Source organism: Tenacibaculum aestuariivivum, from assembly GCF_964507685.1.
GTDB classification, from domain to species: domain Bacteria; phylum Bacteroidota; class Bacteroidia; order Flavobacteriales; family Flavobacteriaceae; genus Polaribacter; species Polaribacter aestuariivivum.
In genome coordinates, this window is sequence record NZ_OZ208414.1 from 1070966 (window position 1) to 1084744 (window position 13779).

Genomic DNA, 13779 nt, shown 5'->3' on the forward strand with positions numbered 1-13779 from the left:
TAATTAATGCTGTACATAAAAAAAATATCTTTTTTAATTCTTTTATTTACCATCTTAAATATTTTTTCTACAAATAATATATTTGACAAACTAAGTAAAGAAAAAAATAAAACAGAAAAAAAAAGAAAAGATTCTATAAATAAAGAATATCTAATTTCTCTAAATTACTATAAAGAAAGAAAATACAAAAGAGCTTTAAAAAGATCACTATCTCTTTACAATGAATGCAATCAATATTTATCAGCAATACTAATTGCCGATATTTATAAAAAAACTTCCAACTACAAGAAAGCTATAAAGTACTATAAAATTGCTCTAAAACTATTCAATAAAGACAAATCAAATTTAGTAGAACTAAAACTTATAAATAAAGATTCTATAAACCTGTTTTATGCTAAAACTTTTTTGCAGATAGGTGCAACTTATCAAAAATTACATAACATTGAATTAACTAAAAATAAAACATACTTTAATCAATATAAAGATACTGCTATTATATTTTATGATAAAATAGAACAAATTAATTTATTAAACGAAAAATCTAATAAATTTAAAGCTGTATCCTTTTACAATTTATCGGCTATATATTCACAAGATTCACTCTTTGAAATAGCAAAAGAATTTGCAAAAAAATCCATCAATATATATATAAAAACAAAAGACAATAAAAACCTTTCTAGATCTTTTAGCAACTTAGGTAGTATATATTTATCTTCAAAAAATTATATCGAAGCTAAAAAATACTACAACAAAGGCCTTGATTTGATTAGGGATGATAATAGTCAAGAGTCTATAAAAATAAAAACTAATTTATACTATAATTTAGCTTGGGCTATGAGAAATTTAAAAGATTATAAAGCGTATGATTATCAAGAATTATCATATGAAATAGAAGATAGCCAAAGAGATAAAGAAATAAGAAAAATAATTGAAGAAATAACTGTAAAACATAAAGAAAACCTAGAGCAACAGAAAATAAATTTAATTACAGAACAAAGAAAATTAATAGAAGCTAAAGATAATAAAACCACCCTACTCTTTGGTGCCTTAAGTTTATTAGTAATCATAATATCTGGTTTTATAATTTATAATTATAAATTAAGGCAACAAAACTTACAATTAGTATTATCTGAAAATAATTTAAAACAATTACAAAGTATTGAAAAACTAAAATCAGATACAAATACAAAAATATTAAACGCAACAATAGATGCTAAAGAATCTGAACGAAAACAAATAGCTGAAATTTTACACGATAGCGTAAGTGCTTTACTATCGTCTGCAAATATGCATTTAAGTGCCACCAAAAAACAATTTAAAAGCACCCCTCCTCCTATAGAAATCGAAAAAACTCAATCCATTATACTTGAGGCTGCTGAAAAAGTCAGAGACTTATCACATAACTTAATCTCATCTATATTATTGAAATTTGGCCTAGAGTATGCTTTAAAAGATATTGCTAAAAAATATTCAAATAGTCAATTAAACTTTGATGTTTCTGCCCAAAACATTCACCGATATAATCAAGAATTTGAAATAAAAATATTTAACATTATTCAAGAACTTGCTAATAATATTTTAAAACACAGTAAAGCTAATTATGCACAAATAATACTAAAACAAGAAAAAAATCAACTAACTACTCTTGTTTATGATGATGGGGTAGGCTTTACTACCTCGTCATCTTCTCATAATAAAGGTATTGGCTTAAACCAAATTCAGGCTCGAATTGAAATGATGAAAGGAACAATTTCTATTGATTCTAAAATAAATAAAGGAACTAAAATTTGCATAATTATTCCTATTCAAAAATAATTTTTTTATCTTTTTGCCAATTCTATAACTTCCATATCCATAATCTCTCCTTTATTTAACTTAAAACGAAGCATTGTTCTTACTTTATGAAATCCATGTTTTCCTGCGGCACCTGGATTTAAATGAAGTAAATTAAATTTTTGATCGTATTGAACCTTTAAAATATGTGAATGACCAGTAATAAATATTTTTGGAGGGGTTATTTTTAATACCTCTCTCACTCTTTGTTTATAAGCACTTGGATATCCACCTATATGAGTTACCCATACCGAAACACCTTCTAGAATAAATTTATTATCTAACGGAAACTCTGCTCTAGCATCTGCATCATCAATATTTCCGTAAACAGCTCGCAAAGGCTTGTGTTGTTTTAAAGTGTCTGTTACTTTTAAATCACCAATATCACCTGCATGCCAAACCTCATCAGCTTGTTTTACAAATTTTAATATCTGCTCGTCAATATAACCATGCGTATCGGAGAGTAGTAGTATTTTTTTCATTTTGGTAAAATTACTAAATACTTTGTTAATATACTTGACTATATATATTACAGACACTAATTTACAAAAAACAGCATAGCCCCGATTGAAGCATTTACTTGAGCTCTTTATTTTGATTTTTCTTCAAAAAAAAGCGAGTGCGTAAAGCGGGAAATAGTTTTAAAAATAATTTACTAAAATAACAATTTCATATTTCCATGTGTTTTTCGCCTTTATTTTTTAAAACAGTGTAAATGTATTAATTTTAGATAGCCATATAAGTCAAGCTAATATTTCATAAATTAGCCTTTTAAATTTCATGTTTTTTGAGATATTTTATTGAGTTAGCATATAATGGAAAAAACTATCATGGCTGGCAAATACAGCCTGATGCTATTTCTGTACAAGAAAAAATAAATAGCGCAATTAGTACTATTTTAAGAGAAAACATAACTATAACAGGTGCTGGCAGAACAGATGCAGGAGTGCATGCTTTACAAATGTTTGCTCATTTTGATACTAATATTGTTTTAGCTAATAACTTTGCTTTTAGATTAAATGCCCTTTTACCTGATGACATTGTTATTTTTAATACTAAACTAATGCATAATACGGCACATGCTAGGTTTGATGCAACTAGTAGGAGTTATGAATATAAAATTTGGATTGGTAGAAATCCGTTTTTACTTGATACTTCTTGGCAATTATACAATCAAAAATTAAATATTGATTTAATGAACCAAGCGGCGGCTATTTTATACGAATATGAAGATTTTGAATGTTTTTCTAAAGTAAAATCAGATGTTCATACCTTTAATTGCACAGTGACTAACGCCCTATGGGTATTAAATGGCAATGATTTAACTTTTCATATTAGTGCAAATCGCTTTTTAAGAAACATGGTTAGAGCTGTTGTTGGTACTTTAATTGATATTGGAATTGGTAAAATTACGTTAGATGATTTTAGAAAAATCATAGCAAGTAAAAACAGGAGTAATGCAGGAACATCAGTACCTGCAAAGGGTTTATTTTTAACAAAAGTAGCATATATATATATATATATAGTGAGTAAAACAACAGGAAAAGCATTTGATATTAAAATTTTTGTTAGACTTATGAGTTTTGCAAAAAAATATCGAGCACAATTTATTATAGCCGCAAGTTCAACCATACTTTTAGCTGTATTTGCAGTATTAAGCCCTATTATTTTAATGAGGGCTATTGATGATTTTGTTACTCACAAAGATTTAACACGCTTATTATATTTTACTATAGCAATGCTAGTAGCATTAGTAATTCAGGTGTTTTTTCAATTTAGCTTTATTTATTACGCTAACTGGGTTGGGCAACATATTATTAGAGATATTAGAACTAAGACTTTTAGAAAAATAATGTCTTTTAAAATGAGTTATTTTGATAATTCATCAGTTGGTAAAATGGTTACAAGAGTTGTTTCAGATATTGAAACAATTGCTAACTTCTTTACACAAGGTGTTTTTATGATTTTTAGTGATATATTAAAAATGATTATCGTAATAATTGTAATGTTTTATACCAACTGGAAACTTGCTATTATAGCATTAGCTACTTTACCTATTTTAATTTATGCTACAAAACTATTTCAAATAGCTATAAAATCAACCTTTCAAGATGTTCGTAACCAAGTAGCAAACCTTAACGGATTTGTACAAGAAAGAGTTACTGGAATGAAAATTGTACAACTTTTTAATCGTGAAAAAATAGAATATAAAAACTTTATTGAAATTAACGAAAAACATAAAAAGGCTCACATTAAAACTGTTTGGTACTATTCTATTTTTTTTCCAATTGCGGAAATATTATCATCCATTGCTATTGGATTAATTGTTTGGTATGGTGGCTTACAAGTTATTAACGACAATACAGTATCTGTTGGTGCTATTATTGGTTTTATAAAAATGGCACAAATGTTATTTAGACCTCTTCGACAAATTGCTGATAAGTTTAACCAACTTCAAATGGGAATCGTTGCTGGTGAACGTGTTTTCAACATAATTGATACCTCAAGCTCTATTACCAAAAGCGGTAAAATTACTACTAATGCATTACAGGGAAATATAGCTTTTAAAAATGTACACTTTAGCTATATAAAAGGAGAAGAAATTTTAAAAGGAATTACTTTCAATGTTGAAAAAGGCAAAACAATAGCTATTGTTGGAGCTACAGGTGCTGGTAAATCAACTATAATTAATTTAATAAATCGTTTTTACGAAATAGATAGTGGGGCTATTTATTTAGATAACATACCTGTTGAAGATTACGAAATTAATGCTTTACGTGAAAAAATTGCAGTAGTTTTACAAGATGTATTTTTGTTTTCTGATACTATTTTTAATAATATTTCTTTAAAAAATGAAAACATTACTTTAGAAGAGGTTAAAAAAGCGGCTAAACAAATTGGTATTCACCAATTTATTATGAGCTTACCCAATAATTATGACTATAATGTAAAAGAACGAGGAGGAATGCTGTCATCAGGACAACGACAATTAATAGCCTTTTTACGAGCCTATGTTAGTAATCCAAATATTTTAATCCTAGACGAAGCAACGTCTTCTATTGATTCGAGCTCTGAAAAAATGATTCAGTTTGCGACAGATAAAATTACTAAAAACCGAACATCGATAGTAATTGCACATAGGTTAGCGACCATTAAAAAAGCAGATACTATTATTGTTATGGATAAAGGTAAAATTGTTGAAGAAGGAAACCATACAGAGTTATTAAAGAAAGAAGGTGGCTATTACAAAAATTTATATAAAAAACAATTTAAAACAGAAATTACTTCTTAAATAATTTGTTTAGAACGCTCAATGCAATACATTTGCGCTTATCAATCTATAAACTAAAAAAATCATAAAACGATGAAAAAAGTAATTTTAACTATGTGTGTTGCAGGTACTTTATTAGCAACTTCTTGTGAAAAAGCTAAAGAAAAAGCTAAAGACGCTAAAGATGCAACTGTTGAAGCTGCTAACAATGCTGCTGATGCTACCTCTAATGCTGCAACTAAAGCTGTAAATGCTACTTCTGATGCTGCTGAAAGTGTTGCTGAAGGTGTTGAAGACGCTGCTGAAAGTGTTGCTGAAGGTGCTGAAGATGCTGCTAATAAAGTTGCTGAAGGTGCTAAAGATGCTGTTGAAGCTGTTAAATCTAAAATTTCTGGAGTTTCAATTCCTGAGTTTAAAGATGCTAAAGTTGGTGAGTACTTAAGTTCTTACTCTGAGTACGCTAATGACTATATAGCTGCTAAAGGAGATGTAGTAAAAAATGCAAGCTTAGCTAAAAAGGGTGCTGAATTAGCTGCTGAAGGAAAAAAAATAGTTTCTTCTTTAGATGCTGAAGGAAAAAAGAAATTTAACTCAGTAATGAGCGCTATTCAATCTAAAATGGCTCCTGCTAAATAATTTTAGCCTTTTATAAAAATTAAAAGCTCGCAATAGCGAGCTTTTTTTACTTAAAAACTACACTTTAACAATTTTAAATCAAGTTCAGTTAAGCTGTAATTAAATCATTTTGCAATTTATCTAATAAATCATCTATCGTTTCATATAAAACAAACTCTCCATTATTTATATACGATATTTCTCCTGTTTCCTCTGAAACTAATAAACAAATAGCATCTGTTTTTTCAGTAACTCCAATAGCTGCTCTATGCCTTAACCCAAAACGGGCAGGTATTTTACTACTAGTTGAAACGGGCAAAATTACACGTGTTGCAATAATAAAATTATCACGTATTACCGTTGCTCCATCATGGAGCGGACTGTTTTTGTAAAAAATACTTTCTAAAATAGCTTCATTTACAGATGCATTCATTTGATCACCTGTATTTATTAAAAAATCAAGATTATTCGTTTTTTCTATAACTAATAAAGCTCCTGTTTTAGTTTTTGACATACTAACACAAGCTCTTATAATTATCTCAATATCAACATCTAATGTATTTTCTTTTTTTAAAAATTTTAATTGATTTAAAAAACCTCTTTTTGTAGAAAAATTAGTTGTTCCTATCATTAATAAAAATTTTCTAATTTCTTGTTGAAATACAATAATTAAAGCAATAACACCTCCTGATAATAAATAACCTAAAATACCACTTAACATTTCCATATGCAATGCTTGTGTTATTTTCCATATTAAAAAAATTAAGGTAATTCCTATTACAATATTAACAGCTACTGTTCCTTTCAATAACTTATATATATAAAATAATAATACTGCTACTAAAATAATATCAAGAACATCTAGGAACGAAAAATCAATAAAATTTAAATTCATTAATTACTTTATAATTTTAGTTAATATTATTATAATTTATTTACAATACTTATTGCTTCAACAGCCTCCTTTACATCATGAACTCTTAAAATATTAGTTCCATTTAACAAAGCTATTGTATTTGCTACTGTAGTTGCGTTTAATGCTTTTTCTGGCAAAATATCTAAAACTTCATACAACATTGATTTTCTAGAAACACCTGTTAAAATAGGCACCCCTAAACTTTTGAATAATGCTAGTTTTTTTAACAATTCATAATTATGAGTCGTTGTTTTTCCAAAACCAAAACCAACATCTACAATAATATCATTTACCTTAAACTCACGAAGTTTATATAATTGTATCGAAAAAAAAGCTATTACTTCTTTTACTACATCATCATATACAGGATTTAACTGCATATTTTGAGGTGTTCCCTGCATATGCATTATAATATATGGTACTTGTAAGGCTGCAACTGTAGCAAACATTTTAGCATCTAAAACACCACCAGAAATATCATTAATAATAGATGCTCCGGTGTTTATTGACTCTTTTGCTACATTACTTCTAAAGGTATCAACTGAAATTATAATTTCAGGAAAATGCTTATTTAACAATTTTATTACAGGAATAATTCGCATTAACTCTTCGGCTTCAGATATTTTTTTTGCATTCGGCTTTGAGGAATACGCACCAACATCAATAAAAGTAGCCCCTTCATCTAACATCTTTTTTGTTTGATTTAAAATATCTTTTTCATGCTTATATTTTCCTCCATCAAAAAAAGAATCGGGCGTAATATTTAAAATCCCCATTACTTTAGGAGTGGCAAGGTCTATTAAATTTCCGTTGCAATTAATTGTCATCATTATTAAGTATAAATTCTAAATCTTAAATTTTAAAAGTAAAAATACAAGAAATAGCTGTAATATTTATTACTTTTGAAAGATTACTTATTAAAAAATAAAATGCAAAAAACCTCCAAACAATACGATATTGTAGTAGAAGAATGTAAGAATTTGTTTATTAAAAAGATGAGCGATTATGGCTGTGCTTGGAGAATTTTAAGACTTACATCATTAACAGATCAGCTTTTCATTAAAGCACAACGTATCCGTCAATTACAAGAAAACACCGAACAAAAAGTAGATGAAAGTGAAAAATCAGAATTTATTGGCATTATTAATTACGCCATCATGGCACTCGTTCAATTAGAATTAGACGTTGTTGAAAAACCCGACTTAACTTCAGAAAAAGCCATCTATTTATATGATAAACATATAAAAATCACTAAACAATTGATGGAAAATAAAAATCATGATTATGGTGAGGCTTGGAGAGAAATGAGAGTTTCATCTTTAACAGATTTAATTCTTCAAAAATTACTTCGCGTAAAACAAATTGAAAACAACAGAGGAAAAACTTTAGTCTCTGAAGGAATTGACGCAAATTACCAAGACATAATAAATTATGCTATTTTTGCATTGATTCATTACTCGGAATCAAACAGTTAAACTTAAACCTTAAAAAATGATATTAAAACTTTTAACACATGTTTCAAGAATATTAGTAGGCCTTTTATTTATTTACTCAGGATTTGTAAAACTTGTTGACCCTATAGGTTCTCAATACAAGTTTCAAGAATACTTTAGTGAAGGTGTATTAAACATGGAATTTTTAATTCCTTATACCCTACCCTTTTCAATTCTTTTAATCGTTGTTGAATTGGTTTTAGGAGTAATGCTTTTAGTTGGCTACAAACCTAAACTTACCGTATGGAGTTTATTTAGTTTAAATTTAGTTTTCTTATTTTTAACATGGTACTCGTACACTTACAATAAAGTAACTGATTGTGGCTGCTTTGGAGATGCGTTGAAATTAACTCCTAAAGAAACTTTTTATAAAAACGTAGTTTTTATGATTTTTATTATTATTTTAATTGTAGGATTAAAATACATTAAACCTTTAATATCTAACAAAATAAGCACTGTAATAACCTATACATCTTTATTATTTTCACTCATAATTGTATATCATGTTTTAAATCATTTACCTATTATTGATTTTAGAGCTTACGCTATAGGTACTAATATTTCTGAAGGTATGAAGTACCAAGAAGGAGGTGATGACGTACCACCAATTCATGATTTTATGATTGAAACTGATGATGATGGTGATCAATTAGAAAGCATGCTGGCTAAAGAAAAAGCAATGCTTGTTTTAATGTATAATTTTGATAAAACTGAAAAAGAAGGAATTGCGGCAGTATCAAAAGCAGCTGCGGATGCAAAGGCAAAAGGTTATAAAATTTATGTCTTAACAGCTTCTTATATTGAAGATTTAGCCGCTACTCAAAAAGAATTTAACCTTCCATATACTTTTGGTTTTTGTGATGAAACTGCATTGAAAACAGTTATCAGAGCAAACCCAGGAATTGTTACTGTTGAAAAAGGAATTATTGTAGGTAAATGGAATTGGACAGATGCTGAAGATGTTATTTTAAAATAATTAAAACAACAATATCATAAATTTTTAAAACACAAAACCTCGCTATTTCAGTGAGGTTTTCTTACTTTAGCAACAATATGAAACAATTAGTACTCGTTTTTATAGGAGGTGGCTTTGGAAGTGTTTTACGATTTTTAATAGGAAAACTTTTAAATAATCAACAAACAGGAATTCCGTATGGTACTTTTACCGCAAATATTTTAGGAAGTTTACTTATTGGGTTTATTTTGGGTTTTGCTGCAAAAAATGAAGCATTAAATCAAAACTATACATTATTACTCGCAACAGGTTTTTGTGGTGGTTTTACAACATTTTCAACATTTGCTTATGAAAATCATGTTTTTTTAAAAGCTGGTGACTTCACAACATTTGTCTTTTACACAATTGCAAGTTTTATCGTAGGATTTTTAGCTGTTTTTACAGGAATATTTCTAACTAAATTTATTTAAATGATGAATGAATTAACTCAATATACATCCGAAGAAAATTACGCAATTATTACGCTTAATAACGGAAAAGTAAACGCCATATCTCACGAAGTAATTGATTCGTTAAACCAATTATTAGACAAAGTTGAACAAGATAAAAAAGTAGTCATTTTAACAGGACAATCAGGCATTTTTTCTGCTGGATACGATTTAAAAAGCATGACTGCATCAGCTGAATCAGCCTTAGAATTGGTTACTAAAGGTTCAAAATTATCGCACAGAATGTTATCATTTCCTTATCCGATAATTGTAGCATGTACAGGTCATGCCATTGCAAAAGGTGCATTTTTATTGCTTTCTGCCGATTACAGATTAGGAGCAGAAGGCGATTTTAAAATAGGTCTTAACGAAGTTATCATAGGAATGACCATGCACAATGCAGGTATTGAAATTGCCAAAGGTCGCTTAACGCCTAACTATTTAAATCGCAGTGTGAATAATGCAGAAATGTATTCGCCAGAACGAGCTATTACAGCTGGTTTTTTAGATAAAGTAGTTCCTGAAAATCATTTATTACCTACAGCCATTAAAATTGCTGAAATGTTCACGAAATTAAACCAAAAAGCACACTACAAAACTAAATTAAAAGTTCGAAAAACACTTTTAAATTCTTTAAAAAAAGCCATCAAAAAAGATAATAAAGAAGGCTTAAATCCACCATCAAAATAAAAGATGTTTTTTTTGGAATAAAAACCTATCACCATTTTTAAAAATAGTGATAGGTTTTTAGAGGAAATAACAGTTCTTTTAAATCAGAAAACTATTGCTAGTTTTTTTATCAAAAAAAGATTTTAAAAAATAATTTGAAGCAATTTCCCGCTTTCCGCACTCGCTTTTTTTATTTTTTCAAAAGAAAAATAAAAAAGAGCTCAAACAATTGCTTCAATCGGGGCTAGGCATTTTTACTGACTTTTTACCAGTACACAAAACAGTTTGTATCCTTGTAAAAAACATCCGAAGTAAAAAACTACTCACTATTAATTCGTTTACCTGCTATACATTATTATAATTTCACACTTAACTTAAAAAATCATCCTTTTTATACGCAGGGTTCGGATATTTATAAAAACCTTCGCCTGTTGAAACACCTAATTTATTGGTATCTACAAAATGTTCTTTTAAATAAGCAGTCATTTTAATTTTAAACGGATCTTTTGATTTTTCAGAAGCCATCTTATTAATATTATACACCGTATTAATACCAACAATATCTAAAATTGCAAAAGGACCAATTGGAGCACCTGTTGCTTTCATCCATGTTTTATCGATAGTTTGAGGCTCAGCAACTTCTTTTACTAAAAGCGTTGTTGCTGCTGTTAAAAGTGGCACTAATAACGAGTTTAAAATATAACCTGGTTGTTCTTTATGTAAAGGCAACGCCAACATTCCGATTGCTTTTGCAAAAGCAACCACATCGTTAAATATTTCAGGATTTGTACCTAAATGTCCCATAATTTCGGCGGTATTATTTCTCCAAATATCATTAGCAAAATGAAGTGCCAAAAATTTAGAAGGACGACCAGTAACCTCAGCAAACTGACTCGGTAAAAGTGTTGATGAATTGGTAGTAAATACCGTTTTTTCAATAGCAACTTTTGCCAGTTTTGTATAAAAATCTATTTTAATAGCTGGGTTTTCTGGAACAGCTTCAATTAATAAATCGGCATCTTTTACGGCATCTACTAAATTTGAACTGTATTTTAAATTATCAAAAGCAACAGCTAAATCAGCATCCGAAGCATTTAAATCTCTTTTAAAAGCTTCACACATTTTTGGAAATTTAGCTTTTGCCTTCGCTAACATTTCGTCATTAATATCATAAACCGTTACGTTAAAATTATGAAAAGCTGCTTGAAATGCTATTTGATAGCCTAAAACGCCACTTCCTGCTACAGTAATATTTTTGTAATTCATCTTATGTATTTTTTTAAAAATTTGATAAAATCCAGTGTATCATTATGCTAAATTTATTTCAGCATCACACAAAACTGGCAAATCAGAATGAGAAACTGAACTAAATTCAGTTTGACAAATTCGATTTTCGATTTCCTGTTATAAAAACTTTTTTAAAAAAAACTCTAACAAAATATAATAAAGAGATTTAAGAAATTACAAATCCCTTTATTTTTTAATTATGAGTTTTATTATTAATTCAATAATCAATTAAAAATTAATTAAAGATTAATTAAAGATTTTTTGCCCAATCTTGTAACTTTTCAAATTGTTCTGCAATAAAAGATTCATTATGTTCTTCTGGTGCTTCTTCAACATCAATTGGTAAAATATGTTCAAAATAAGTGTTTTTTAACACGCGTTTTAAAATACGTTCTCCAGGAAAAAGCTTGTTGTCATTTAAAGCTTTCGTCGCTTTTAATATTTGACGAATATCATATTGAGTTGAAGCAATATCTGGCACTTGTTTGTTTGAATTTATTAATTTATAAACCGCTGTTCTTGCCGTTCTTACTGATGATTCTACAGTGAAAACAACATCATTATTCGTTTCTACAAATTGCCCGACAAGTCCTAAATTTTCACATCCGTTAGGCACAATTTGAGGTCTATCGCCAGTAGCTCTAGGCAAAAACATTGATGTAATGTACGGCATAAAAGCAGTGCGAACAATCGTGTTTTCTATCACATTTTCAAGTCTATTTTCTAAACCTAAATGAAAACATAATTCTGATAAAATTTCATTTCCTGTACATGCAGGCATCAGTTTTTTAATATGATTTCCTTCTTTATCAATATATAAAGCATACAACCAAACCACTAAAATATCATCGGGTTGCGTTGGATAATGCGGTTGGCGATTAATGGTAAAACTCATCAACCAATTAGAATCGGTAATGGTTACAATTCCTCCTGTGGCTGCCTTTCCTGAATACGGATCGTTTACACAATATTCTTTAAATTTTTCAGTTAAATCCGAAGGGCGACACGTTAAAGTTGCCGATTGCCAAGCCGATTTTTCTATATTTCCACAAAACTTTTCTGGTTTTCCAAAATCAGGCGATTTAGCAGCTAAATTTTTCCATAATTTCCAACCGTTACTTTTTCCGCTTTGACTATTATCAATAGTTTCAATCGCTGGTTTTGTGTTCGTTCCATATGACGTATCTTCGGTCATAGAACCTATAGTAACAATTACGTAATCGTTTTTTGTTACTGGAATAACCACATCTTTACCGTTTTGTTCGGTGATAATTCCTTGTACAACTTTGCCTTTGGTATTAATTCGGATGTCTAAATCTTTTACAAGCGTATCAAGCTGAATGGTTACGCCTTTCGATTTTAAATGTTCGGTTAAGGGTTTTACAAACGTATCATATTGATTGTATTTCGGAAAAACCAAGCACGATAAATCTTTCATACCATCAATAGTATGTAAAAATCGGTGCATATATAATTTACATTCTAAAACACTATGCCAGTTTTCAAAAGCAAACATCGTTCGCCATAAAAACCAAAAATTACTTTGTAAAAATGATTCACTAAAATAATCTTCAATCGATAAATCGTTTAATTCTTCTTTCTTTTTCAATAATAATTTTACAATAGCAAGTTGATCTTTTTTATCTAATCCAAATTTACTAAAATCTTGAATTTCCCCTTTATTATGAATTAATCGCGCTTTTGAATAATTCGGGTCGTTGTCATTTAACAAACGATATTCGTCTAAAACACTATAAGGAGCGGGCATTTCAAGGGCTGGAATATCTTGAAAAATGTCCCATAAATTTTCATAGGTCATTTCCATTTCTCGTCCACCTCGGATAATATAACCCTCTTCGGCATTTCCTGCACCGTCAAGCGAACCGCCTTCTACTGATAATTTATCTAAAAAAACAATATTTTCTCCTGAAAAATGTCCGTCTCTAATAAAGTAATAAGCCGCTGATAATCCTGCAATTCCACTTCCTACAATATAGACTTTACTATCTTTAAATAATTTTGATGGAATTCCTTTATTTCGCTGATAATTTCCTGTTAAATCAGCAAGAGGCATCGTGATATCTTTTGAATTATGAACTACATCTTTACTCGCATCTGGAGTGTTATTTACCTTTCCTAGAAAAGGAGAAACATTTAATACTTTGTCAAATTTTGAAGTGTCTTTTTTCATTTCAGATAGTATTTAATTGAGTGTTTAATTCTTTGTTATCCAAAGTTACCACTATCCTTAA

12 protein-coding genes and 1 pseudogene are annotated in these 13779 nt (G+C 28.9%); 8 read left to right on the forward strand and 5 right to left on the reverse strand.

Going from position 1 to position 13779, the window contains the following annotated elements; genetic code table 11:
• The first annotated feature begins 6 nt into the window (after nucleotides 1-6).
• Nucleotides 7-1815: a tetratricopeptide repeat-containing sensor histidine kinase gene (locus tag ACN5J4_RS04635; protein ID WP_418650966.1), complete on the forward strand. Its 1809-nt coding sequence runs from the start codon at nucleotides 7-9 to the stop codon at nucleotides 1813-1815.
• A gap of 5 nt (nucleotides 1816-1820) precedes the next feature.
• Here ACN5J4_RS04635 and ACN5J4_RS04640 read toward each other — a convergent pair whose 3' ends face one another.
• Complete coding sequence (locus ACN5J4_RS04640; protein ID WP_418650967.1) at nucleotides 1821-2315, reverse strand: metallophosphoesterase family protein; 495 nt, start codon at nucleotides 2313-2315, stop codon at nucleotides 1821-1823.
• A 305-nt stretch (nucleotides 2316-2620) separates the two neighbouring features.
• Between ACN5J4_RS04640 and truA the strand changes: the two are divergent.
• From truA to ACN5J4_RS04655, 3 genes and pseudogenes are all read left to right on the forward strand, one after another.
• A pseudogene (gene truA / locus ACN5J4_RS04645) lies at nucleotides 2621-3331 on the forward strand (tRNA pseudouridine(38-40) synthase TruA); the annotation flags it as partial.
• 27 nt (nucleotides 3332-3358) lie between these two features.
• The gene (locus tag ACN5J4_RS04650; RefSeq protein ID WP_418651135.1) at nucleotides 3359-5125 is read left to right on the forward strand and encodes an ABC transporter ATP-binding protein; all 1767 of its coding nucleotides are present in this window, start codon (nucleotides 3359-3361) and stop codon (nucleotides 5123-5125) included.
• 72 nt (nucleotides 5126-5197) lie between these two features.
• The gene (locus tag ACN5J4_RS04655) at nucleotides 5198-5740 is read left to right on the forward strand and encodes a hypothetical protein (RefSeq protein ID WP_418650968.1); all 543 of its coding nucleotides are present in this window, start codon (nucleotides 5198-5200) and stop codon (nucleotides 5738-5740) included.
• A gap of 88 nt (nucleotides 5741-5828) precedes the next feature.
• Here ACN5J4_RS04655 and cdaA read toward each other — a convergent pair whose 3' ends face one another.
• Nucleotides 5829-6614: a diadenylate cyclase CdaA gene (cdaA, locus tag ACN5J4_RS04660; RefSeq protein ID WP_418650969.1), complete on the reverse strand. Its 786-nt coding sequence runs from the start codon at nucleotides 6612-6614 to the stop codon at nucleotides 5829-5831.
• Between the two features lie 29 nt (nucleotides 6615-6643).
• Nucleotides 6644-7462 (reverse strand): dihydropteroate synthase, encoded by an 819-nt coding sequence (folP, locus tag ACN5J4_RS04665; RefSeq protein WP_418651136.1) that lies wholly within the window; start codon nucleotides 7460-7462, stop codon nucleotides 6644-6646.
• A gap of 102 nt (nucleotides 7463-7564) precedes the next feature.
• Here folP and ACN5J4_RS04670 point away from each other — a divergent pair, with 102 nt between their 5' ends.
• The 4 genes from ACN5J4_RS04670 (at nucleotide 7565) to ACN5J4_RS04685 (ending at nucleotide 10261) form a co-directional block, all read left to right on the forward strand.
• Nucleotides 7565-8110 carry a DUF1599 domain-containing protein gene (locus ACN5J4_RS04670; protein WP_418651137.1) on the forward strand — a complete coding sequence of 182 codons (546 nt, stop codon included), beginning with the start codon at nucleotides 7565-7567 and terminating at the stop codon, nucleotides 8108-8110.
• A 16-nt stretch (nucleotides 8111-8126) separates the two neighbouring features.
• Nucleotides 8127-9104, forward strand: coding sequence for a DoxX family protein (locus ACN5J4_RS04675; protein ID WP_418650970.1), 978 nt, complete (start codon nucleotides 8127-8129; stop codon nucleotides 9102-9104).
• A gap of 77 nt (nucleotides 9105-9181) precedes the next feature.
• Nucleotides 9182-9553 carry a fluoride efflux transporter CrcB gene (gene crcB, locus ACN5J4_RS04680; RefSeq protein ID WP_418650971.1) on the forward strand — a complete coding sequence of 124 codons (372 nt, stop codon included), beginning with the start codon at nucleotides 9182-9184 and terminating at the stop codon, nucleotides 9551-9553.
• Nucleotides 9554-10261 (forward strand): crotonase/enoyl-CoA hydratase family protein, encoded by a 708-nt coding sequence (locus ACN5J4_RS04685; protein WP_418650972.1) that lies wholly within the window; start codon nucleotides 9554-9556, stop codon nucleotides 10259-10261.
• Between the two features lie 348 nt (nucleotides 10262-10609).
• Here the strand turns inward: ACN5J4_RS04685 and ACN5J4_RS04690 are convergent, their stop codons facing one another.
• Nucleotides 10610-11506, reverse strand: a complete 897-nt coding sequence (locus ACN5J4_RS04690; protein ID WP_418650973.1) for a 3-hydroxyacyl-CoA dehydrogenase — start codon at nucleotides 11504-11506, stop codon at nucleotides 10610-10612.
• A gap of 271 nt (nucleotides 11507-11777) precedes the next feature.
• Nucleotides 11778-13718 carry an oleate hydratase gene (locus tag ACN5J4_RS04695; protein WP_418650974.1) on the reverse strand — a complete coding sequence of 647 codons (1941 nt, stop codon included), beginning with the start codon at nucleotides 13716-13718 and terminating at the stop codon, nucleotides 11778-11780.
• Between the last annotated feature and the right edge of the window lie 61 nt (nucleotides 13719-13779).